The 22,572-nt window shown below is 63.2% G+C and carries 21 protein-coding genes and 1 pseudogene; 13 read left to right on the plus strand and 9 right to left on the minus strand.

The features are described from left to right. Positions 1–105: 105 nt before the first annotated feature. The 5 genes from YWC_RS0106150 to YWC_RS0106170 are packed head-to-tail and all read right to left on the minus strand — an operon-like array spanning position 106 to position 5,509. On the minus strand, positions 106–2,139 hold the full coding sequence (locus YWC_RS0106150) for an NADPH-dependent 2,4-dienoyl-CoA reductase (protein ID WP_036213346.1): 2,034 nt from the start codon (positions 2,137–2,139) through the stop codon (positions 106–108). Between the two features lie 56 nt (positions 2,140–2,195). Beyond that, complete coding sequence (locus YWC_RS0106155) at positions 2,196–2,648, minus strand: hypothetical protein (RefSeq protein ID WP_027864584.1); 453 nt, start codon at positions 2,646–2,648, stop codon at positions 2,196–2,198. A 7-nt stretch (positions 2,649–2,655) separates the two neighbouring features. Next, entirely contained in the window at positions 2,656–3,123 is a 468-nt protein-coding gene (locus tag YWC_RS0106160; protein ID WP_027864585.1) for a DUF2721 domain-containing protein, read from the minus strand. Between the two features lie 51 nt (positions 3,124–3,174). Continuing rightward, positions 3,175–4,131: a prolyl aminopeptidase gene (pip, locus tag YWC_RS0106165; RefSeq protein WP_027864586.1), complete on the minus strand. Its 957-nt coding sequence runs from the start codon at positions 4,129–4,131 to the stop codon at positions 3,175–3,177. Positions 4,132–4,186: 55 nt separating this feature from the next. Beyond that, positions 4,187–5,509, minus strand: coding sequence for an amino acid deaminase (locus YWC_RS0106170; protein WP_027864587.1), 1,323 nt, complete (start codon positions 5,507–5,509; stop codon positions 4,187–4,189). 435 nt (positions 5,510–5,944) lie between these two features. On the opposite strand from YWC_RS0106170, the gene YWC_RS0106180 reads away from it, so the two are divergent. From YWC_RS0106180 to YWC_RS0106195, 4 genes are all read left to right on the plus strand, one after another. Beyond that, on the plus strand, positions 5,945–7,198 hold the full coding sequence (locus YWC_RS0106180; protein ID WP_027864588.1) for an HlyD family secretion protein: 1,254 nt from the start codon (positions 5,945–5,947) through the stop codon (positions 7,196–7,198). A 76-nt stretch (positions 7,199–7,274) separates the two neighbouring features. Further along, the gene (locus tag YWC_RS28495) at positions 7,275–9,419 is read left to right on the plus strand and encodes a peptidase domain-containing ABC transporter (protein WP_036213349.1); all 2,145 of its coding nucleotides are present in this window, start codon (positions 7,275–7,277) and stop codon (positions 9,417–9,419) included. A 458-nt stretch (positions 9,420–9,877) separates the two neighbouring features. Continuing rightward, a complete protein-coding gene (locus YWC_RS32685; RefSeq protein WP_156923529.1) occupies positions 9,878–10,039 on the plus strand; it encodes a hypothetical protein in 162 nt (53 codons plus the stop codon). Between the two features lie 39 nt (positions 10,040–10,078). Further along, positions 10,079–10,279 carry a hypothetical protein gene (locus tag YWC_RS0106195; protein ID WP_027864589.1) on the plus strand — a complete coding sequence of 67 codons (201 nt, stop codon included), beginning with the start codon at positions 10,079–10,081 and terminating at the stop codon, positions 10,277–10,279. Positions 10,280–10,821: 542 nt separating this feature from the next. Here the strand turns inward: YWC_RS0106195 and YWC_RS31945 are convergent. Next, a pseudogene (locus YWC_RS31945) lies at positions 10,822–11,726 on the minus strand (IS5 family transposase); the annotation flags it as partial. On the opposite strand from YWC_RS31945, the gene YWC_RS28505 reads away from it, so the two are divergent. Then, positions 11,629–12,885: a peptidase domain-containing ABC transporter gene (locus YWC_RS28505; RefSeq protein WP_036213352.1), complete on the plus strand. Its 1,257-nt coding sequence runs from the start codon at positions 11,629–11,631 to the stop codon at positions 12,883–12,885. The pseudogene YWC_RS31945 and the gene YWC_RS28505 overlap by 98 nt on opposite strands. Positions 12,886–12,978: 93 nt before the next feature. On the opposite strand, the gene YWC_RS0106205 is transcribed toward YWC_RS28505, so the two are convergent. Continuing rightward, entirely contained in the window at positions 12,979–13,719 is a 741-nt protein-coding gene (locus tag YWC_RS0106205) for a beta-ketoacyl-ACP reductase (protein ID WP_027864590.1), read from the minus strand. Between the two features lie 58 nt (positions 13,720–13,777). Then, complete coding sequence (locus YWC_RS0106210; RefSeq protein ID WP_027864591.1) at positions 13,778–14,956, minus strand: acetyl-CoA C-acetyltransferase; 1,179 nt, start codon at positions 14,954–14,956, stop codon at positions 13,778–13,780. A 301-nt stretch (positions 14,957–15,257) separates the two neighbouring features. On the opposite strand from YWC_RS0106210, the gene minC reads away from it, so the two are divergent. The 3 genes from minC to minE are packed head-to-tail and all read left to right on the plus strand — an operon-like array spanning position 15,258 to position 17,149. Further along, the gene (gene minC, locus YWC_RS0106215) at positions 15,258–16,037 is read left to right on the plus strand and encodes a septum site-determining protein MinC (protein WP_027864592.1); all 780 of its coding nucleotides are present in this window, start codon (positions 15,258–15,260) and stop codon (positions 16,035–16,037) included. 43 nt (positions 16,038–16,080) lie between these two features. Then, positions 16,081–16,896, plus strand: coding sequence for a septum site-determining protein MinD (minD, locus tag YWC_RS0106220; protein ID WP_027864593.1), 816 nt, complete (start codon positions 16,081–16,083; stop codon positions 16,894–16,896). A gap of 1 nt (position 16,897) precedes the next feature. Further along, positions 16,898–17,149 (plus strand): cell division topological specificity factor MinE, encoded by a 252-nt coding sequence (gene minE / locus YWC_RS0106225; RefSeq protein WP_027864594.1) that lies wholly within the window; start codon positions 16,898–16,900, stop codon positions 17,147–17,149. A 31-nt stretch (positions 17,150–17,180) separates the two neighbouring features. Here the strand turns inward: minE and YWC_RS28510 are convergent, their stop codons facing one another. Next, a complete protein-coding gene (locus YWC_RS28510; RefSeq protein WP_051306270.1) occupies positions 17,181–17,741 on the minus strand; it encodes a hypothetical protein in 561 nt (186 codons plus the stop codon). A 187-nt stretch (positions 17,742–17,928) separates the two neighbouring features. Between YWC_RS28510 and YWC_RS0106235 the strand changes: the two genes are divergently transcribed. The 5 genes from YWC_RS0106235 (at position 17,929) to prmC (ending at position 22,534) form a co-directional block, all read left to right on the plus strand. Continuing rightward, positions 17,929–18,618: a response regulator transcription factor gene (locus YWC_RS0106235; protein WP_027864595.1), complete on the plus strand. Its 690-nt coding sequence runs from the start codon at positions 17,929–17,931 to the stop codon at positions 18,616–18,618. 96 nt (positions 18,619–18,714) lie between these two features. After that, positions 18,715–19,995 carry a glutamyl-tRNA reductase gene (gene hemA / locus YWC_RS0106240; RefSeq protein ID WP_027864596.1) on the plus strand — a complete coding sequence of 427 codons (1,281 nt, stop codon included), beginning with the start codon at positions 18,715–18,717 and terminating at the stop codon, positions 19,993–19,995. Positions 19,996–20,076: 81 nt separating this feature from the next. Then, complete coding sequence (gene prfA / locus YWC_RS0106245) at positions 20,077–21,153, plus strand: peptide chain release factor 1 (protein WP_036213355.1); 1,077 nt, start codon at positions 20,077–20,079, stop codon at positions 21,151–21,153. Between the two features lie 83 nt (positions 21,154–21,236). After that, positions 21,237–21,710: a disulfide bond formation protein B gene (locus YWC_RS0106250; RefSeq protein ID WP_027864598.1), complete on the plus strand. Its 474-nt coding sequence runs from the start codon at positions 21,237–21,239 to the stop codon at positions 21,708–21,710. After that, positions 21,707–22,534 carry a peptide chain release factor N(5)-glutamine methyltransferase gene (prmC, locus tag YWC_RS0106255; protein WP_027864599.1) on the plus strand — a complete coding sequence of 276 codons (828 nt, stop codon included), beginning with the start codon at positions 21,707–21,709 and terminating at the stop codon, positions 22,532–22,534. The genes YWC_RS0106250 and prmC overlap by 4 nt, the downstream gene beginning before the upstream one ends. Positions 22,535–22,572 lie beyond the last annotated feature (38 nt).

A 22,572-nucleotide genomic window follows, 5' to 3' on the forward strand; every position in this document is an offset into this window, starting at 1 on the left:
GTACTGAAAGTCCTGGCTGGCGAAAAACCAGGAGTTATGTGCAGACTAGCTGATCAATAATTCGGACGCAAGAAATAAACGTTTTGACACGTTTTGGGTCGCCTCTTATAAACGGGCGCCCAGTTCAGCACCCTCCCGGATCGCCCGCTTCGCATCCAGCTCCGACGCCAGCGCCGCCCCGCCGATCTTGTGGAAGCGCGGCCCGCCCTGGACAGGCTGCGCCGGCATCAGTTCCGCCAGGCTCTCCTGCCCGGCGCAGACCACCACGTTGTCCACTTCCAGCAGGCGCCGTTCCCCGCCGACCGTGATGTGCAGGCCCGCGTCGTCGATGCGCTCGTACTGCACCCCCGCCAGCATCTGCACGCCGTTGCGCACCAGGGTCGCGCGGTGCACCCAGCCCGAGGTCTTGCCCAGCCCTGCACCCGGACGCGTGCTCTTGCGCTGCAGGAGCCAGACTTCGCGCGGCGGATGCGGCTTGACCGGCGGCGCCAGGCCGCCCGGCGTGCCCGCCTCCGGGTCGACGCCCCACTCCCCCATCCAGTGCGCCTTCGGCACCGGCAGCGGCACGCTCGGGTCGTGCACCAGGAACTCGCCCATGTCGAAACCGACCCCGCCCGCGCCGATGATGGCCACGCGCCGTCCCACCGGCCTGCCCTCGCGCAGCACGTCGAGGTAGCTCAGCACCTTCGGGTGGTCGATGCCTTCGATCTTCGGCTTGCGCGTGGTGATGCCGGTAGCGACGATCACGTCATCGTAGCCCGCCGCCAGCAGCTCTTCACGGCTGACGCGCCGGTTCAGCTGCAGGTCGACCCCAAGGAGTTCGATCCTGCGCCCAAAATAGCGGATGGTCTCCGCGAATTCTTCCTTGCCCGGTACGCGCATGGCGACGTTGAACTGGCCGCCGACGCGGTCCAGCGCATCGAACAGCGTCACCCGGTGCCCGCGCTCGGCCGCCACGGTGGCCGCCGACAGGCCGGCCGGCCCGGCGCCGACCACGGCGACATGGCGCGGCCTGGCGCTCTTGCTGAACACCAGTTCGGTCTCGTGGCAGGCGCGCGGGTTGACCAGGCAGCTGGCGCGCCGGTTCGAGAAGGTGTGGTCGAGGCAGGCCTGGTTGCAGGCGATGCAGGTGTTGATCTCGTCGGCGCGGCCGCCGGCCGCCTTCGCCACCCAGTCCGGGTCGGCCAGGAAGGGCCGCGCCATCGACACCAGGTCGGCCTCGCCCCGCCCCAGCAGCGCCTCGGCATCACCCGGCATGTTGATGCGGTTCGATGCCACCACGGGAATGCTGACTTCCCGGCGCAGGCGTCCCGCCACCTCCGCAAAGGCCGCGCGCGGCACCGAGGTGACGATGGTCGGCACGCGCGCCTCGTGCCAGCCGTAGCCGGTGTTCAGGATCGTGACGCCCGCCTCTTCCAGGGCCTTGGCCACTGCCACCACCTCGTCCCAGGTATTGCCGCCTTCGACCAGGTCGAGCACGGAATGACGGTACATCAGGATGAAGTCGGGGCCGGCCACGGCGCGGATGCGGCGCACCACCTCGACGGCCAGGCGCATGCGGTTCTCGATCGGGCCGCCCCACTCGTCCGTCCGCTTGTTGGTGCGCGCGCACAGGAACTGGTTGAGCAGGTAGCCTTCGCTGCCCATCACTTCGACGCCGTCGTAGCCGGCCAGCTTCGCCAGCCTGGCGCAGCGCGCATAGGCGGCGATGGTGGACTCGATGCCGGCGGCGTCGAGCGCTTTTGGTTTGAACTTCGAGATCGGCGACTTCAGGTTCGACGCGGACACCACGAAGGGCTGGTAGCCATAGCGGCCGGCGTGCAGGATCTGCAGCACGATCTTGCCGCCTTCTTCGTGCACGGCACGCGTCACGCGCCGGTGGTTGGGCACGTCGCCGAGAAAGTTGAGGGTGCCGCCGAATGGCAGCAGCCAGCCCTGGCGGTTCGGCGAGATGCCGCCGGTGACGATCAGGCCGACGCCGCCGCGCGCGCGTTCGCGGTAGAACGCGGCCAGCTTGCCGTAGTTGTAGAAGCGGTCTTCGAGCCCGGTGTGCATGGAACCCATGATCACGCGGTTCTTGAGGCTGGTGAAACCGAGGTCGAGCGGTGCGAGGAGCTGCGGATAAAGTGAATGCGTCATCACGGCATTACACCGTGATTTCGTGGAGACGTGGCTCTAAACGGTGCGGCTTGCGTTCAGACGAGGTGGCTTTCGCGGTCGCGCAGCTCGGCGAAGCCTTCGATGCTGCCGATGTTCACCGTGACCGGCCGCAGGACCGCGTCAGGCGACATCGAGCGCCAGGCGAACTGCCATTCCTGTTCCAGCGCCTGGCCGGCGCCTTTGGTGAAGGCCGCGCCCAGGCGCGAGCGCGCGCCGTACTCGACCGGCCCGTCGATGCCGGCCCAGTCGGGCAAGGTACGCTGCACCGCGCGGTGCAGGCGTTCGCCGAACAGCTCGGTGTTGTGGATCACCAGGCAGCTGTCGGCCGGGCCAAGCACGTCGAACAGGCGCTTGTCCCACACGGTCGAGAACGACACGGTCAGGAAGAAACCGCTGGGAACCAGGCGGAACTGGCCACGCAGCGCGGCTTCGAGTTCGGTGCGCGTCGCGTAGCGGTGCAGGGTTGGGGGGCGTTCGTAGTCGTGCATGTTCGGTTCAATCTGTGAAAGTGGCGCGCTGGCGCGGCTGCCGGAGCGAGTGCAGGTGCTGCATGCGCATGAAGCGCGAAGCGATCAATACCTCGCGCAGGAAATAGACGAAGCTGCTGATCAGGCCGATCATGGCGAACACGAACAGGCCGGCGATGTACTGGTCCAGCGGGATGTTCATGGTATCGCCGAGGAACAGCGTCGCAATGACCAGGCAGATCAAGAGGCCGCAAGCGGTGCTGGAGCCGATCGCCGTGTTGACCAGGTGCGAGCGGACGTACAGGATCTCGAGTTCGGCCGAATATTCGGCGTCCGGGCCGTCGCGCAGGCGGTCTTCGAGCACGCGGGTGCGGTCGATGATGCGCGCCAGCCGGTTGGTCAGCACGGTCAGCTTGGTCGCCACGCCAGTCAGCAGGAAGACCGGGGCGATCGCCAACTGGATGACGTGGCCGATGTCGCTAAGCTGGAGATTCATGGGAACGCTTCGTCTTCGTTATTCTAGGTTTTCTTCATAGTGTAACAGCCCTCAATCAAAGCGGCCGTGGCGCTTGAACTGTTCGGTCGCGCTCACCAGCGCCCGGGCGATGCCGGTCTCGAGGGCGCCGTGGCCGCCGTCCGGAATCATGTGCAGCTTGGCGCCCGGCCAGGCCTGGTGCAGGCGCCAGGCCGACAGCGGCGGGCAGATCACGTCGTAGCGGCCCTGCACGATGGTGGCCGGCAGGTGGGCGATGCGGCCGATGTCGCGCACCAGCTGGTCTTCGTCCAGGAAGGCGCCGTGCAGCATGTAGTGCGATTCGAGGCGGCCGACGCCGAGGTCGAGCGCGTCCGACGAGGGCTCGTCCGGTTGCGGCAGCAGGAACACGCGCCGGCCTTCGAAGCGGCTCCAGGCGCGCGCGGCGGGCCAGTACACGGCGGGATCGTTGCACAGCAGGCGCTCGCAATAGGCCTTGAGCAGGTCGTCGCGCTCGGCCTGCGGAATCGGCGCCACGAATTCCTCGTACAGCTCCGGATAGAACCACTTGACGCCGTTGATGAACCAGTCGACTTCGGCCTTGGTGCACAGGAAGATTCCGCGCAGCACGAAGCCGAGGCAGCGCTCGGGGTGGGCCTCGCCGTAGGCCAGCGCCAGGGTCGAGCCCCAGGAGCCGCCGAACACCAGCCACTGCTTGACGCCGAACATCTGGCGCAGGCGCTCGATGTCGTCGATCAGCAGCTGGGTCGTATTGTTGCGCCATTCGCCCAGCGGCGTCGACTTGCCGGCCCCGCGCTGGTCGAACAGGATCACGCGGTAGGCGCTCGGGTCGAAGAAACGCCTGTGCTGCGGCGACAGTCCGGCGCCCGGCCCGCCGTGCAGGAACAGTACCGGGATGCCGTTGGGGTTGCCGACTTCTTCCCAGTAGATCGTGTGCAGCTCGTCGACGGCGAGCATGCCGTGGCGGATGGGCTGGATCGGCGGGAACAGGGACGGCGGTGTGGCAGGCATGGGGACTCTACTCTCTCGGCGGGTGGAAGCCGATTGTAGCGTAGAGCCTATCCTTTCAGAAGAAGGTGTTCAACGCCTCGCGCACGTTATAGGCGTCGTCCACCGCCAGCAGCACCTGCCACTTGTCGAAGGTCGTGCAGGGATGCGAGATGCCGCAGCCGACCAGGTCGCCGACCTGCAGGCTGGCGCGGATGCCGCCCTCGGGAAGCGCTAGGTAAGCGTGCTGGTCGTTCATCTTGAAGATCGTGCAGCCGGGCGGCAGCTCGCTTGGCGCACTTGCGTCGGCGCCCGGACGGTGGGTGAACAGCGGCGTGGGAAGCGCTTCGTCGTAGGAGGCGTCGCGCTTGCCCATGGTGAGGATGGCCAGGCCCGGCTCCGGGCGCGACTGCACGGCGCTCCAGACTTCCAGCGCCGGACGCAATCCCTCCACGGTGTGCGCTTCGCGCGTGTCGAGCTGGGCCAGCAGACGCTGGTAGGAACCGTGGTCGCTGGTGAGGTAGCAGCCGCTGCGCAGCACGGGACGCACCGGGCGCGACAGGTCGTCCATGCCGGCGAAGCCGCGCGCCACCAGGTCGAAATAGGACGAGCCGCCGGCCGAGATCAGGATCTCGTCGGCGCCGAACAGGCGTTCGCCATCCGCCGTTTCCACCAGGTCCACCAGCTCGGCCAGGAAAGCCCGCACCGCGCGTAGATCCGCATCGCGGTCGTCGCTGACCAGCAGGCCTTCGTAGCCTTCGAAACCCGCCAGGACCAGGCCGTCGGCAGCGGCAACGGCGCGCGCCACCGCCAGCGCCTCCTCGGGCTTGCGGCAACCGGCGCGCTTGCCGGCCAGACCGAGTTCGACCAGCACCGGCAGGGGACCGGCCAGGCCGCGCGCCGTCACCGCCGTCGAGAGGCGCGCCACGCCTTCGATCGAGTCGGCCAATACGAAGCATTCGAAATCCGGGTCCTCATGCAGCAGCGCCAGCACGGCCTCGATGTCGGCGCGCGCCACCAGCTGGTTGGCAAGCAGCACGCGGCGCACGTTGAAACGGTGCGCCACCTGTACCTGGGTGGCGCTGGCCAGCGTGATGCCCCAGGCGCCGTTGGCCAGCTGGGCCGCGAACAGCTGCGGGCTCATCGTGGTCTTGCCGTGCGGGGCCAGGGTGGCGCCGTGGCGTGCGCAGAAGTCGCGCATCCAGGCCAGGTTGTGCTGGAGCGCCGAGGCCTTGAGCACGGCAACCGGGAAGGAGGTGTCGCCGCGCAGGACGTTCCAACCCTGCACGCCGATCGCGCCCTGGCGCAGGGCTTCTGTGAGCGGTAAACCCTTGGTGCCGGGCCGCAGCAATTGTTCATCCAGGCTGGACAGCGCCAAGGCGCCGCGCGGGAGAGTGTGCATCGAAGCCTCTCTAAACTGTGAGGAAGACCATGATTGTAATTCGTTCCGGTATCTGGAAAACCGGTCAACACTGAGCCATCAATTCCGCATATTGCATTACTACTAATATTGTGTCGTGGATTTCCAATCTTTTTAAGCCAATTGCATAACCTGTTCTGAAACAGCCGAGAACGAATGTTCCGATCTTGCAAAGCCCTGAAAGCCAGTGCCATACTCGTGCATATCTTGCAGCAATACATCAAGTTTTTCGTTGTTGTGGCAGGGTCTATCGTGCTCGTGATCAATACCGCGTGCAGGCAGATGGCCTGGAGCCAGCTTTGAAAGTGACAGATTTTGCGCGACACCGTTACGACTTCGGACGAGCAGGAAAGTACCCCTTCCGAACATGCTTCAGCTCCCGCAGCGCCACCTGAACCCGCAGCTGCGCCCAAGACCTTGTTCCGGCAGCAGGCCATCGAACACGTCACGGTGCGCCAGTACGGCACCGTCATCCTGACTCGCCCGGTCAGCCATGTGGTGCTCACCGGCGTGTTCGTGACCTTGGCCTTGCTGCTCATCGCCTTTTTCCTCTTTTTCGAGACGACCCGCAAATCGCACGTCCAGGGCATGCTGGTGCCGACCGCAGGTGTTATCCGGGTGTATTCAACCCAGATGGGCGTGATCAAGGAAGCGCGCATCAAGGAAGGCCAGTTCGTGCGCGAAGGCGAGGTCTTGTTCGTCGTGTCCAGCGAGCGCAGCAATGCTGAAGCAAGCTCCACCGAGGCCCTTGTTTCCGACCTGCTGACGCGACGCCGCGACAGCTTCCATGCCGAACTGCAGCAAGCCAAGGCACAGTTCGTCCAGCGCCGCGCAGCCCTGCAGCAGCGCGCGCAAGACTTGCAAAGCGAGATCAAGCGGCTGGACAACCAGGCGCTCATGCAGAAGCAGCGCATCGCCCTGTCCGAGCAGACCGTGGCGCGCTTCGCGCAGTTGAAGGCGACTAACTACATCTCGGCGGCGCAACTGCAGGAGCGCGAAGCCGAGCTGCTCGACCAGCGCCAGCGCCTGCTCGAGATCGAACGCATCCGCTCGACGACCCAACGCGACCTGGCCAGCACCCAGGCGGAGGAAAGGGACGTCGCAGTACAGGCGCTGCGCGACGAAAACGCCTTGCGCCGCAATGCCTCGATGCTCGAGCAAGACCTGACCGAGAACGAGGCGCGCCGCGAAATCCTGGTGCGCGCGCGCCAGAGCGGCACGGTCACGGCGATCTCCGCCAATCTCGGCCAGACCGTCGGTACCAGCACTTCGCTGGCATCGATCCTGCCGGAGGGGAACAAGCTGGAAGCAGAAATGTATGTGCCATCGCGTGCGGTCGGTTTCATCAAGCCGGGCATGACCGCCTTACTGCGCTACCAGGCTTTCCCATACCAGAAATTCGGCCAGCACCCGGCTCGCGTGCGCGAAGTAGCCACTACCTCGGTACGTCCGGATGAATTGCCAACCTCGGCGGCCGCAATGCCGGGCGCGGCCCAGTCGGAACCGGTGTACCGCGTCCGGCTCGAGCTCGATCAGCAGACTGTCCGAGCCTACGGCACAGCAATGCCGCTGCGCTCGGGCATGCTGGTCGACGCCAGCGTCATGCTCGAGCGCCGCAAGCTCTACGAATGGGTGCTGGAACCAGTGTTCAGTATTTCTGGTCGCCTATAAACACATACGTCTTCCGTCATCCTGCCGGCTGCGGTACCGTATTCGTGGCCAGCGCATCCCTGATCGCAGCTGAACTATGCAATTTCCCCTTCTTTCCCAGTTAGCCTTCTGGAACAGCCGCCGGCTGTCCGTCCTGCTGCAGACCGAAGCGGCCGAATGCGGCCTGGCGTGCATGGCCATGGTGGCCAGTTACTGGGGCCACCAGATCGATATCCCCAGCATGCGCCGGCGCTTCTCGGTGTCGATGAAGGGCGTCAACCTGAAGGGCCTGATGGCGATGGCCGGCGGCCTGTCCCTGCAGACACGCCCGCTGAAACTGGACCTGCAGCATTTGCCCGAACTGAAGCTGCCATGCATCCTGCACTGGGACCTGAACCACTTCGTGGTGCTCAAGTCGGTCTCGGCCAAGCACGTCGTCGTGCACGATCCGGCCATCGGCGAGCGGCGCATGCCGATGGAGGAGTTCGCCAAGCACTTCACCGGCATCGCGCTCGAGCTGACGCCGACCGCGCAGTTCGAAGCCAAGGAAGAGCGCCAGCAATTCTCGCTGTTCTCCCTGATGGGGCGCGTGCTCGGTCTGCGCCGTGGCTTGTTCCAGCTGCTCGCGCTCGGCCTGGCCCTGCAGGTGTGCGCCCTGATCGCACCCTTCTACATGCAGTGGATCGTGGACGAGGCGCTGCTGGCCGCAGACCGCGACCTGATCACGGTGCTGGGCTGCGGTTTCCTGCTGCTGGTACTGCTGCAGACCGCGATCGGCGCCGTGCGCTCCTGGGTTACCACGGTGCTCGCCACCAGCCTGAACCTGCAATGGCTGGGCAATGCCTTCTCCCACCTGCTGAAATTGCCGCTGCCGTATTTTGAAAAGCGCCATACCGGCGACATCGTGTCGCGCTTCGGCTCGATCCAGCGAATGCAGACTAGCCTGACCACTCAGTTCGTCGAGGGCGTGATCGACGGCGTGCTGGTGCTGGGCACCCTGATCATGATGCTGCTGTACAGTGTCAAGCTGGCAGCCGTGGCTTGCGTTGCCGTGCTGCTCTACGCACTGCTGCGCTGGTCCATGTTCCGCCCCTTGCGCGATGCGAATTCCGAGCAGATCATCCACGCCGCAAAACAGCAGAGCCACTTCATGGAGACGGTGCGCGGCATGCAGAGCATCCGCTTGTTCGGCCGCAGCGACGAACGGCGTTCGGGCTGGATGAATTCGCTGACCGACGAATTCAATGCCCAGCTGCGCATTGCCAAGCTGTCGGTGTCGTACCAGACCGCCAATACCCTGCTGTTCAGCGGCGAGCGCGTGATCGTGATCTGGCTCGCGGCCCTGGCCGTGCTCAACAACGAATTCTCGGTCGGCATGCTGTTCGCCTTCATCAGCTACAAGGACCAGTTCAGCCAGCGCATGGCCAGCCTCATCGACAAGCTGTTCGAATTGCGCATGATCCGCCTGCATGGCGAACGCCTTGCCGACATCGTGCTGACAGAAGCGGAACGCGATGACGGAGCGGCCGAGATGGACGCCAGCCACATCATGCCCTCGATCGAGATCAAGAACCTCAGCTTCCGCTATTCCGACAGCGAGCCCGAAGTCATCCGCGAGCTCAACCTCAGCATCCCGGCCGGGCAATGCGTGGCAATTACTGGACCGTCGGGCTGCGGCAAGACCACCCTGATGAAACTGGTGCTCGGCCTGCTCACGCCGACCGCCGGCGAGATCCGCATCGGCGACGTGCCGCTTGGTTCGCTCGGCATGACGAACTATCGCGAGATGCTCGGCACCGTAATGCAGGACGACACCCTGTTTGCCGGATCGATCGCGGACAACATCGCCTTCTTCGACCCGATGATCGACATGCAGCGCGTCTACAAGTGCGCAGAACTCGCCGCCATCGCGCCCGAAATCGCCGCCATGCCGATGGCCTTCAATACCCTGGTAGGCGATATCGGCACCGGCCTGTCGGGCGGACAGAAGCAGCGCATCCTGCTAGCGCGGTCCTTGTACAAAAATCCGAAGATCCTGGTACTGGACGAAGCGACCAGCCACCTGGACGTGTGGAACGAACAGGCAGTCAACACGGCGATCCAGAAGATCCCGCTGACCCGGATTATTGTTGCGCACCGGCCAGAGACGATTCAGATGGCAGAGCGCATCATTATCCTGCACAACGGTCAGGTGGACCAGGATGTTACCAAGCCGGTTCCTGAAAACAGACAGGCGGCTTGAAGGATAGCTGGCGAATCTGATAATCCGTCAGGTAGCCGAGCTACAAGTACGAGCTGCCGTGCTAAACCGTTTACCCGGCTGCGCAGGCCGGTCACGATTCCGGTGTTATAAAACGATCTACAAATAGCGTCAGCTCAGCCTGTGCACTATTTGCTCAACAAAGCCTCTCTGTACTCAGATCGAGAATCGAGAACCCTCCATTACGACTCATTGGCGGTGGGCGCGCGAGTTTCTATCCAACTCTATCCCATTATGCTAACGGTTAAATTTTCAGCAAAATTAACGCATGATTTTTGGCGAAACTATCGAATACTATTCTTCAAGTGACCCTCGATGGAGTCTAATTATGCAAGATTAATATTTCTTCGTTGAGCGTTGACTTTCCTCCTGGAGGATTGTTAATATTTATATCGGAGACGCCACATTATCTCCGCTTCGTAAATTTATAAGGAGGACTTATGAATGAATTGACTCTGCAAGAAATTGATGAGATCAGCGGTGGCATTCCCGTCGTTCTCGCTGGGCCGGCCATATCGTTAGGAATTGCCGGCTTTGGCGCGCTGGGAGCCGGTGTCTACGCCGGCTGGGAATTTGGCAAAAAGTTCTTCAATATCCCATAAACTCAAAGTAGAACGAAATTAATTTTCCAAAAATATTATATGATGAATAATACTCTTCAAGCTGACATTGGCGGCATGCAAGCTCTTTCGTTGGAAGAAATTGATGAAGTTGGCGGCGGGATCAGCCCAGGTGTTGGCTACGCAATCCGCGTGGGCCTTGCCTTGACCGCGGTCAGCGGAGTGGGTGTTGCGATTGGATTTGGTGCGGCTGCTGTCATTTACTACTATAATCAGCCGTAAGCAGAATGGCATTGTCATCGTATGACAATGCCATTTTCCCAAGGCTTTATACTGGATGAGAAACCAGAATTGTTTCATAAACTGCACGAGGTGAAAAGATGGACGATAAAGACACCTGGAAATATCTTAAAATTGTAATCGTAGTAGCTGGCTTTATAGCGTTAGCTGTGGGCGTCAGGGCCGGCTGGGCACTAGGTACACATTATTTTGATGGCAGGGATAACGCTCGCGCCGTAAGTCAGTGATTTTATTTAAATTGCGGTGTAGGAGAATGCCTGCTCTGTAGATTCTGGCGCCAACGGTAGGTGGCACTATGGCAGGCGCTATAAATTACATAAAATTAATGCTGGTCATTATAACTCCTTGCCGATATTCGTCGATCAATCGGAATCTAATTGAGACTGGTGCAACCGAGTTTATCGATTTAACTCAAAATTCGACTGTCACTAAGAAGCTTGCCTGTATATTGCCAAGCCTAAGAGGGCTTTGTTGAGCAAATCGAGCAAAGGCCGAGCCGACGCTATTTGTAGTTCGTTATATAACACTGGGGCCGTGACCGGAGCGCCCAGTCGAGTGAATCGGTTCAGCACCGCAGCCCGCACTTGTAGCTCGGCGACCTGACGGTCAAAATCGCGTGCCATGACTCGTTCGCGCAGCAGCTTGAAGCAGCGCATCCTGGTTTCGACAAGGCTGCGCCGGTGGTAGCCGCTCCATCTCTTCCATATTGCCCGTCCCACCCTTTTGGCCGGCCAGAGGATGTCGTTACGCGTATCGCCACCGCAGCGGTTTGCCTTCCAGGGCTTGGCGTTCTTGCCGGTCGAGAGGATCGCATGCGCGGCGCGCAAGGCGATGGCTTCATGACAGTCCTTGGTGTCGTCAGCACCATCGCACTGACGCTGGCAATGCGCTCGTCGGCAGGAATCTAGCTGAGCAGCGCTGGCAGGACAGGTGCGTTGCCGACCATGTCGTCGGTCACTTCCACGACCCGGATCTCGAGCCTGGACGCATCGATCCCAAGATGCACCTTGCGCCACTGGCGGCGGTAGTCCACACCATGTTTCTTCGTCTTTCATTCGCTTTCGTCCAGGATCTTGATGCCGGTGCTGTCCACCAGCAGATGCAAGCCCGTCGTGGGTGGCACGGCGCCGATAGCCACCTTCAGCGTCTTTTGCCGCCGGCTTACCGTGCTGTAGTCCGGCACTTTCCAGTCGAGCCCAGCCAGGCGCAACAGGCTTTGCTTCATCCTCATGACCTGGCTTAGTAGAAATTGAACAGGCACTTGATGCTCAGGCAGAACTGGATCGCCTTGTCGTTGAACGTTCGTCGAAGGGGTCATCGACGGCTTACTGGTGCTGGGCACCCTGATCATGATGCTGCTGTATAGCGTAAAGCTAGCCGCAGTGGCCTGCGTTGCCGTGCTGCTGTACGCGCTGCTGCGCCTAGTGATGTTCCGCCCTCTGCGTGATGCCAACTCCGAAGAAATCATTCACTCCGCGAAACAGCAGAGCCACTTCATAGAAACTGTGCGCGGTATGCAAAGCATTCGCCTGTTCGGGCGTAGCGAAGAGCGCCGTTCATCCTGGATGAACGCGCTGACCGACGAGTTCAACGCCCAACTGCGTATCGCCAGGCTGGCCGTCTCGTACCAAACGGCGAATACTCTACTGTTCAGCGGGGAGCGGGTGATCGTGATCTGGCTTGCAGCCATTGCCGTGCTCGGCAATGAATTCTCGGTCGGGATGGTATTCGCCTTCATCAGCTACAAGGACCAGTTCAGCCAGCGCATGGCTAGTCTGATCGACAAGCTGTTCGAACTGCGAATGATGCGCTTGCATGGCGAGCGTGTGGTCGACATCGTGCTGACCGAAGCAGAACGGGATGATGACGCGGCCGAAGTCGACGCAAACCAGATCATGCCCTCGATCGAGATCAGGAACCTGAGTTTCCGTTATTCCGATAGCGAACCTGAAGTCATCCGTGAACTCAACCTCACCATCCCAGCCGGTCAATGCATGGCGATTACCGGGCCGTCAGGCTGTGGGAAGACGACGCTGATGAAGCTACTGTTGGGCCTGCTCACGCCAACCGGGGGCGAAATCCGGATCGGGGGAGTACCCTTGGGTACGCTTGGCCTGTCGAACTACCGTCATCTGCTAGGCACCGTAATGCAAGACGATACATTGTTTGCCGGATCGATCTCGGACAACATTAGTTTCTTTGACCCGATGGTCGACATGCAGCGCGTCCATATATGCGCCGAACTCGCCGCTATCGCACCTGAGATCGCTGCTATGCCGATGGCCTTCAACACCCTGGTCGGCGATATCGGCACCGGTATGTCGGGCGGACAGCAGCAGCGTATCCTACTGGCACGTGCGCTGTACAAAAATCCAAAAATCTTGGTGCTGGACGAAGCGACCAGCCACCTAGACGTATGGAATGAGCAAGCCGTTAACGCAGCCATCGAGAAGATTCCGCTTACCCGGATTATCGTTGCGCACCGTCCTGAAACGATCCAAATGGCGGAGCGAGTAATTATCCTGCATAACGGCCAAGTCGCGCAGGATGTTACCAAGCCAGCTTCGGAAGACAAACAGGCGGCTTGACGACGGCAATCTGCTAAAAAGCCGACCCGGACGATCGCCCGTCGGGGTCGGCTTTTTCAACTCAAGCGCTTGGTCTGTGCACTCGGTCAATGATCACTGCATGTGCTGGCCGCCGTTGATGGCGATGTTCGCGCCAGTCACGAATGCCGCCTCTTCCGACGACAGGTAAGCCACCAGGCCGGCGACTTCTTCCGGCTTGCCCAGGCGGCCCATCGGAATCTGCGGAATGATCTTGCTTTCCAGCACTTCGCTCGGGATGTCCATCACCATCTTGGTGCCGATGTAGCCCGGCGAGATGGTGTTGACGGTCACGCCCTTGCGCGCCACTTCCAGGGCCAGGGCCTTGGTGAAGCCGTGCATGCCTGCCTTGGCCGCCGAATAGTTGGTCTGGCCGAAGGCGCCCTTCTGGCCGTTCACCGACGAGATGTTGATGATCCGGCCCCAGCCGCGCTCGACCATGCCATCGCAGACCGGCTTGGTCATGTTAAACACGGAATCCAGGTTGGTCTTCATGACCGCGTCCCAGTTCGGCTTGTCCATCTTCTTGAAGGTCATGTCGCGCGTGATGCCGGCGTTGTTCACCAGCACGTCGACCGGGCCGACTTCCTGCTCGACCTGGCGCACGCAGGCCTGGGCCGAATCGTAGTCGGACACGTCGCAGGGATAGGCCCTGAAGTCGTAGCCCTGCTCTTTCATCTGGCTCAGCCAGCTTTCTGCCTTCTTGTTCCCCGGCGAATATGTAGTGACGACCTTGTAACCCAAAGCGGCCAGCTTGATGCACACCGCTTCGCCCAGACCGCCCATGCCGCCCGTCACCAATGCTACTCGTGCCATTGTCTTCTCCAGTTGTATTTGTCAGTCACTGCTTCACGCTAAGTAAGAGCGCGCTGGATCAGTCGCGCTCGACCGCCAGCGCCACGCCCATGCCGCCGCCGATGCACAGGCTGGCCAGCCCGCGCTTGGCGTCGCGGCGCACCATCTCGTGCAGCAGGGTCACCAGCACGCGGCAGCCCGAGGCGCCGATCGGGTGGCCCAGCGCGATCGCGCCGCCGTTCACGTTGATCTTCGACGTATCCCAGCCCATTTCCTTGTTGACCGCGATGGCCTGGGCGGCAAACGCCTCGTTGATTTCCATCAGGTCGACGTCTTCATGGGTCCAGCCGGCCTTCTTGAGGCACAGCTGGGTGGCCGAGACCGGGCCCATGCCCATGATCGACGGGTCCAGGCCGGCCGATGCGTAGGCCTTGATGCGCGCCAGCGGGGTCAGGCCCAGCTCTTTCGCCTTCGAGGCGCTCATCATGATGACGGCCGCGGCGCCGTCGTTGAGGCCGGAGGCGTTGCCGGCGGTGACGCTGCCTTCCTTGTTGAAGGCCGGGCGCAGGCCGCTCAGCGCTTCGAGGGTCGAGCCGTGCTTCGGGTATTCGTCGGTGTCGAAGATGGTCGGGCCCTTCTTGGACGGGATCTCGACGGGGATGATCTCGTCCTTGAACTTGCCGGCCTTCTGGGCGGCTTCGGCCTTGAGCTGCGACTGCAGCGCGAATTCATCCTGCTCGGCGCGCGAGACGTCGTACTTGCGGGCGACGTTCTCGGCGGTCACGCCCATGTGGTACTGGTTGTACACGTCCCACAGGCCGTCGACGATCATGGTATCGACCAGCTTGGCGTCGCCCATGCGGAAACCGTCGCGCGAGCCGTTCAGCACGTGCGGCGAGGCGCTCATGTTCTCCTGGCCGCCGGCGATGACGATCTGGGCGTCGCCGCACTTGATGGCCTGGGCGGCGAGGTGGGTGGCCTTCAGGCCGCTGCCGCAGACCATGTTGATGGTCTGGGCCGGCACCATGTCGGGCAGCCCGCCCTTGATGACGGCCTGGCGGGCCGGGTTCTGGCCGGCGCCGGCGGTGAGGACCTGGCCCATGATCACCTCGCTGACCGAGGCGGGATCGATACCGGTCTTGGCCAGCAGTTGGCGAATCACGTGCGCGCCGAGCTCGGCGGCAGGTATCTTGGCCAGCGTGCCGCCGAATTTACCGACAGGCGTGCGGCCGGCGGCCACGATGACGACATCTTCCATGTTGCTCTCCCTAGTTCCCGGTCTGGCCGGGGAATGTTAAAAACTGAAGACGGCTGGGCCGAAAAGCATGCATCTTACGGTTTGCGCAAAGCCCATGTTTAATCGAAATCAATCTTATCAGCTTATCCACCGATTACAACCTTGCCATGACAGGCTGTCACCATCTTGCGCACATATTTTTGAACGTGCATCACCTAGTCATGGCAACACTCATTTCTACTAGGAATCATGCGTACGTAAATGTCCTTTCGGTCAAATTTCACAGTAGAATGCACGAGCGCAACGCCAACCAGACCGTTTTATGCTGAAGACCCCATCCTCGCTGCCCATCGAAATCAAGATTTCCACGGTCGTCGCCATTTCGACGATCCTGCATTCGGCCGACCCGGCCACGATCGACGCGGCACTGAACCAGATGACCGGCGGGGTCTCGGACTTCTTCGAGGACGAGTTCGCGGTGATCGACATCGCCGCCATCGCCCACGAGGCACCAAGCATCGACTGGCCGGCCCTGGTGGCGCTGCTGAAGAAATACCGGCTCAATGCGGTGGCCGTGCGCGGCGCCGGCCCGGAGATGGCAGACGCGATCCGCGCCCATGGCCTGTCGCTGGACGACGGCTCGAGCGGCGTGCGCGCCCCTGAAACGAAAGAAGTGCCGGCCGCGGCGGCGCCGACCCCGGCGCCCACGCCAGCGCCCACGCCGGCGCCTGAACCGGCCCCGGCGCCCGCGCCGGTGGCGGCCATGATCATCGACACCCCGGTGCGTGCCGGCCAGCGCATCTACGCGCGCGGCACCGACCTGATCATCACCGCGGTCGTCAACAATGGCGCGGAAATCATCGCCGACGGCAGCATCCACGTGTACGCGCCCCTGAACGGCCGGGCACTGGCGGGCGCCTCCGGCAATCCGGAAGCGCGCATCTTTGCCCTGTCGATGCAGCCGGAACTGGTGTCGATCGCGGGCGTGTACCGCACCTTCGACGACGGCTTCCCGAATGACCTGACGCGCCAGCCGGCGCAGATCAAGCTGGTCGGCGACCGGCTGGCGATCTCGTCGCTGGCGCCTGCATCCCGCGCATAAACCTTCGACCGCAGATACTGCTAGAACTGTAAAGGACCTTTTTGTGGCAAGAATTATTGTTGTGACGTCCGGCAAGGGCGGTGTGGGCAAAACCACTTCGAGCGCAAGCTTTTCCAGCGGCCTGGCCCTGCGCGGCCACAAGACCGCGGTCATCGACTTCGACGTCGGCCTGCGCAACCTCGACCTGATCATGGGTTGCGAGCGCCGCGTGGTCTACGACCTGATCAACGTGATCAACGGCGAGGCGACCCTGAACCAGGCGCTGATCAAGGACAAGCATACCGACAACCTGTTCATCCTGCCGGCCTCGCAGACGCGCGACAAGGAAGCGCTGAGCGAAGACGGCGTCGAGCGCGTGCTGAACGATCTGGTCAAGATGGGCTTCGAATTCATCATCTGCGACTCGCCGGCCGGCATCGAGCATGGCGCGCTGATGGCGCTGACCTTCGCGGACGAGGCGATCATCGTCACCAACCCGGAAGTGTCCTCGGTGCGCGACTCGGATCGCATCCTCGGTATCCTGCAAGCCAAGTCGCGCCGCGCCCAGAGCGGTTCGGAGCCGGTCAAGGAACACCTCCTGATCACCCGCTACTCGCCGAAGCGCGTGGAAGCCGACGAAATGCTGTCCTACCAGGACGTGCAGGAAATCCTGCGCATCCCGCTGATCGGCATCATCCCGGAATCGGAATCGGTGCTGCATGCCTCGAACCAGGGCAACCCGGCGATCCATTTCAAGGGCACCGACGTGGCCGAGGCCTACGAAGACGTGATCGCCCGCTTCCTGGGCGAAGAGCGTCCGCTGCGTTTCACCAACTACGAAAAGCCGGGCCTGTTCCAGCGTATCTTTGGAGCCAAGTGATATGGCACTTCTCAACTTTCTATTCCCGGAGAAAAAGAAGAGCGCTTCAGCCGCCAAGGAACGCCTGCAGATCATCATTGCCCGCGAGCGCAGCAGTGTCACGGGCCCGGACTTCCTGCCGGCCCTGCACCGCGAGCTGATCGAGGTCATCTCGAAATACACCAAGGTCAGCGCGGACGACATCAAGATCTCGCTCGACCGCCAGGGCAACCTGGAAGTGCTGGACGTGAACGTGGTGCTGCCGGACGCCTGAGCGCGCCACGTCCTGATAAACAAATGCCCGCTCAAGCGGGCATTTGTTTATCCGCCTGCGCCGTCCCCGCATCGATCACCTGCAGCTTCTGCAACTCGCGCGCCACCTTGGCGCAGGCCTCTACGTGCTGGTAGCCCATCTTGCGGAACAAGGCGAAGCCGATCGCCGCCGAGGCCACCTGCCCCGCGATCGGCACCACCTTCGCCACCGTCTTGGCCGCGATCTTCACCCCGGCGCGCTTGAACAGCACCAGCACCAGCCGCTTGGTCACCAGTTTCCCCACCAGCATGCCGCCGACCGAAGCCGCCGCCTGGTAGGCCAGTACCCGCAGGCGCGGATGCAGGCGCTCGATCTGTTTCTGGCTCAGGCCGAATTCCTTGTTGACCTCTTCCACCAGCAGCGTGAAGGTGCTCAGGTCCGACAGCACATCCAGGCCCGGCAGCGGTACCGCCGCCACCCCGGCCGACACCAGCGCCCGCTTGCGCACCATCTCGCGGCAGCGCTCGCGCACCACCTCGATCTCGGCCCCGCTCACCGGCGTCGCCGGCGCCTCGGCCGCGACGACGTCTTTATTTTTGCGTCGAAACAACATATCGGCTCCCGGTTACTTCGTACGGACAAGTGTAACGCGCGGCTCGCGTTCGCTTGAACACAACACAACGGCGTTTCCCGCAGAAAATCTTTATTTTGCTGTAGCGTTATTTTGTAAAAGTCTGCTATATTCGGTTTAACCCTTGTAGGAGCCTTCCTACAAGGGCAACCTCAACAGTAGATGTCCTATGAAGATCGCCGTTCTTGAACAAGACCGCAGCCAGGCTGAACTCATTTGCCAGGTGCTGACGGCCGCGGGCCACAGCTGCCAGCCGTATGACAGCGCCAGGGAATGCCTCGCGCAACTGCGCAAGGAAAATGCCGACATGCTGGTCATGGACTGGAACGTCCCCGACATGGAAGGGGCCGAAGTGCTGCGCCGCGCCAAGGAAAAGATGGCGGCCAGCGCGCCCGTCATTTTCCTGGTCGGTAACAATGCCGAAGACGACATCATCGCCGGCGTCACCGCTGGCGCCGACGATTACCTGGTCAAGCCGCTGCGCCGCGGCGAACTGGTGGCCCGTGTCTCGGCCCTGCTGCGTCGCGCCTACCCGTCGCAGAACAGCGCCGAGCAGCTGCAGTTCGGTCCGTTCACCTTCGAGACCCGCCCGGGACGCCTGCTCAAGGACGGTTCGATCATCGACGTGACCCAGAAGGAATTCTCGCTGGCGCTGCTGTTCTTCCGTAACATCGGCCGTCCGCTGTCGCGCGCCTACATCCATGAATCCGTGTGGGTACGCGATACCGACGTGCCTTCGCGCACCATGGACACCCACGTCTCGCGCGTGCGCAACAAGCTCAGCCTGCGTCCGGAAAACGGTTTCCGCCTGGTGCCGGTCTACAGTTACGGCTACCGCCTGGAAAAGCTGGGCGCCTGATCATTGCGTCAACATGGGCGGCCGGCCCCGGCCATCCGCTGAAACCCTTCTCGCACAAGGGTATAATGGGTGCAACCCTGTCGACCCCGTCCCACCATGCAACTGCTTGCCGTTGGCCTGAACCACACGACCGCACCGGTCTCGCTGCGCGAGCAGCTGGCGCTCGCGCCTGACCAGCTCGGCAAGGCGGTGCAGGCGGCGCGCAGCTGGTTCGCACGCCAGGGCGCGCATGGGGCTTCCGGCAACGAGGCGGCCATCCTCTCGACCTGCAACCGCACCGAGATGTATGCGGCCAGCGACATCGCCCATCCGCTCGACGCCTCGGCCCAGTTCCTGGCCCACTACCACGCCTTGAATTTCGCCGAACTGCGCCCGCACCTCTACATGCTGCCGCAAGACAGTGCGGTGCGCCACGCCTTCCGCGTCGCCTCCGGGCTCGACTCCATGGTGCTCGGCGAGCCGCAGATCCTGGGCCAGATGAAGGACGCGGTGCGCACCGCCGAGGAAGCCGGCGGCCTGGGCACCTACCTGCACCAGCTGTTCCAGCGCAGTTTTGCCGTGGCCAAGGAAGTGCGCAGCACCACCGAGATCGGCGCCCACAGCGTCTCGATGGCCGCCGCCGCGGTGCGTCTGTCGCAGCGCATTTTCGACCGCATCGCCGACCAGCACGTGCTGTTCATCGGCGCCGGTGAAATGATCGAACTGTGCGCCGCCCACTTCGCGGCCCAGAACCCGAAATCCGTCACCATCGCCAACCGCACCATGGAGCGCGGCCAGCAGCTCGCCACGCGCTACAACGGCGAGGCGATCCGCCTGGCCGACCTGCCCGAGCGCCTGCAGCATTTCGACATCGTGATCTCCTGCACCGCCTCGTCGCTGCCCCTGATCGGCCTCGGCATGGTCGAGCGCGCGATCAAGGCGCGCCGCCACCGCCCGGTGTTCATGGTCGACCTGGCCGTGCCGCGCGACATCGAACCCGAAGTCGCGCGCCTGGACGACGTGTTCCTGTATACCGTGGACGACCTTGCCCAAGTGGTCCAGACCGGCATCGAAAGCCGCCAGGCCGCCGTGGCCCAGGCCGAAGCCATCATCGAGACGCGCGTGCAGTCCTTCATGCACTGGGTCGGCGACCGCGCCATGGTGCCGGTCATCCGCGACCTGCACGAGTCGAGCGAAGCGCTGCGCCTGGCCGAACTCGAACGCGCACGCAAGCTGCTGGCGCGCGGCGACGACCCGGAGGCCGTGCTGGAGGCGCTGTCGAAGGGCCTGGCCGCCAAGTTCCTGCACGGCCCCCAGCAGGCGCTGCACCACGCCCAGGGCGACGAGCGCGCCCGCCTCGCCAGCCTGCTGCCCCAGCTGTTCCGCGGCCGCCGTTAGCGGCCCGCTTCCTTTCGTCGTGCGCTTCACCTGAGGCGCGTTCCGGCCGCCCCGCGGCTATCTAGACCTTACCTAGCACCCATGAAACCATCCATGCTGGCCAAGCTGGACCAACTGGCCAACCGACTCGTCGAACTGGACGAACTCCTGATGTCCGAAGGCGCCACCGCCAACATGGACAGCTACCGCAAGATGACCCGCGAGCACGCCGAGCTCTCGCCCCTGGTCGCCCTGTACCGCCAGTACGGCGCGGCGCAGGACGACATCGCGGCCGCCCAGGAGATGGCGCAGGATCCGGAGATGAAGGACTTCGCCCAGGAAGAAATCGAAGCCGCGAAAGCGCGCCTGGCCGAGCTCGACCTCGAGCTGCAGAAAATGCTGCTGCCGAAGGATGCCAACGACGAGCGCAACATCTTCCTCGAGATCCGCGCCGGCACCGGCGGCGACGAGTCGGCCCTGTTCGCCGGCGACCTGCTGCGCATGTACAGCCGCTTCGCGGAGCGCAATCGCTGGCAGGTCGAGCTGGTGTCGGAGTCGCCCTCGGACCTGGGCGGCTACCGCGAAGTCATCGTGCGCATCATCGGCAACGGCGTGTACTCGAAACTGAAATTCGAATCGGGCGGCCACCGCGTGCAGCGCGTTCCCGCCACCGAGACCCAGGGCCGCATCCACACCTCGGCCTGTACCGTGGCCGTGATGCCGGAAGCCGACGAGGTCGAGGACGTGAACATCAACCCGGCCGACCTGCGCATCGACACCTACCGCGCATCCGGCGCCGGCGGCCAGCACATCAACAAGACCGATTCGGCGGTGCGCATCACCCACCTGCCGACCGGCATCGTGGTCGAGTGCCAGGACGACCGCAGCCAGCACAAGAACAAGGCGCAGGCGCTCAAGGTGCTGGCGGCGCGCATCAAGGACGTGCAGCTGCGCGAGCAGCAATCGAAAGAGGCGGCCACCCGCAAGAGCCTGATCGGCTCGGGCGACCGCAGCGAACGGATCCGCACCTACAACTTCCCGCAGGGCCGCCTGACCGACCACCGCATCAACCTGACCTTGTACAAGCTGGACTTCATCATGGATGGCGACCTGAGTGAACTGACCAATGCGCTGGCGGCGGAGCACCAGGCGGAGCTGCTGGCCGCGCTGGGAGACTGATGGGTTAAGCAAAGAATAAAGTAGCCATTCGGGCTTCATGCGAGAATTGCCCCGTCCTGAACCACACTATAAGAACCATGATGCTGCCTTCCAACCGCCAGATCCTGTTCGCCATCTCCTCGATCTGCTTCGCCCTGATCGGCGTCGCCCTCTACCTGCAACATGCCCACGACATGCTGCCCTGCCCGCTGTGCGTGATCCAGCGCTACATGTTCCTGGCGATCGGCGTGGCCAGCCTGGTGGCGGCCATCAGCGGCAAGGTGCGCGAAGGCACGGTGCTGGCCCTGCTGGCGGCGCTGGGCGGCCTGTACACGGTCGGCAAACACCTGTACGTGATCGCCAACCCGGGCTTCAGCTGCGGCATCGACCCGATGGAGACTTTCCTCAACAAGATCCCCACCGCCGAATACCTGCCCTGGCTGTTCCGCGCCGACGGTCTGTGCGAAGGCGCCACCGACGGCATCATGGGCCTGGCGATCCCGCAGTGGTCGGCGATCTGGTTCGTGGTATTGACCGTGCTGCTGGCCTTCGTCCTGCTGCGCAAGAAACGCACATGACGCAAGCCATCCAGGCCGGGGCAAGCATCCGGCAGCTGCTGGCCGCCTTGCCGCTCGAGCCGCTGGAAAACCGCATCCTGCTGTGCCACGCGCTGGGAATATCGCGCGTGTCCCTGATCACCCAGTCCGAACGTGCCTTGAGCAGCGCGGAAGCCGCGCACCTGGACGCGCTGGTGCAGCGGCGCCTTGCCGGCGAACCGATCGCCTACATCGTCGGCGAACGCGAATTCTTCGGCCTGCCCTTCCGGGTCGGTCCGGGCGTCCTGATTCCGCGCCCCGACACCGAACTGATCGTCGAACTGAGCCTGGAGCGCCTGCCGCCGCGCGGCCGCCTGCTCGACATGGGTACCGGCAGCGGCGCCATCGCCGTGGCCTGCGCCCACGCGCGCCGCGATGCCAGCGTGACGGCGCTCGACCTCAGCGAAGAAGCGCTGGCCATCGCGCGCGCCAACGCCGCGGCCAACGGCGCGCAAGTGCGCTTCCTGCGCAGCGACTGGTTCGCCGCCATCGGCGAAGAACGCTTCGAACTGATCGCGTCCAACCCACCCTATATCGCCGCCGGCGACGCGCACCTGTCGCAGGGCGACCTGCGCTTCGAGCCGGTCAGCGCCCTCACCGACCATGCCGACGGCCTGGCTGCGCTCCGTAACATCGTCGACGGGGCCCCCGATCACCTGGTGCCGGGTGGCTGGCTGCTGCTCGAGCATGGCTACGACCAGGCCGAGGCCGTGCGCGCCCTGCTGGCGGCGCGTGGTTTTCTTGAGGTACAAAGCTGGCGCGACCTGGCCGGCATCGAGCGTGTCAGCGGCGGCCGCCTATCCTGACGGGCGCGCCGCCGGGAACAGTCTTGCTAAAATGACCA

It is taken from the genome of Massilia alkalitolerans DSM 17462 (genome assembly GCF_000427785.1).
In the GTDB taxonomy this organism is placed as follows: Bacteria; Pseudomonadota; Gammaproteobacteria; order Burkholderiales; family Burkholderiaceae_D; genus Telluria; species Telluria alkalitolerans.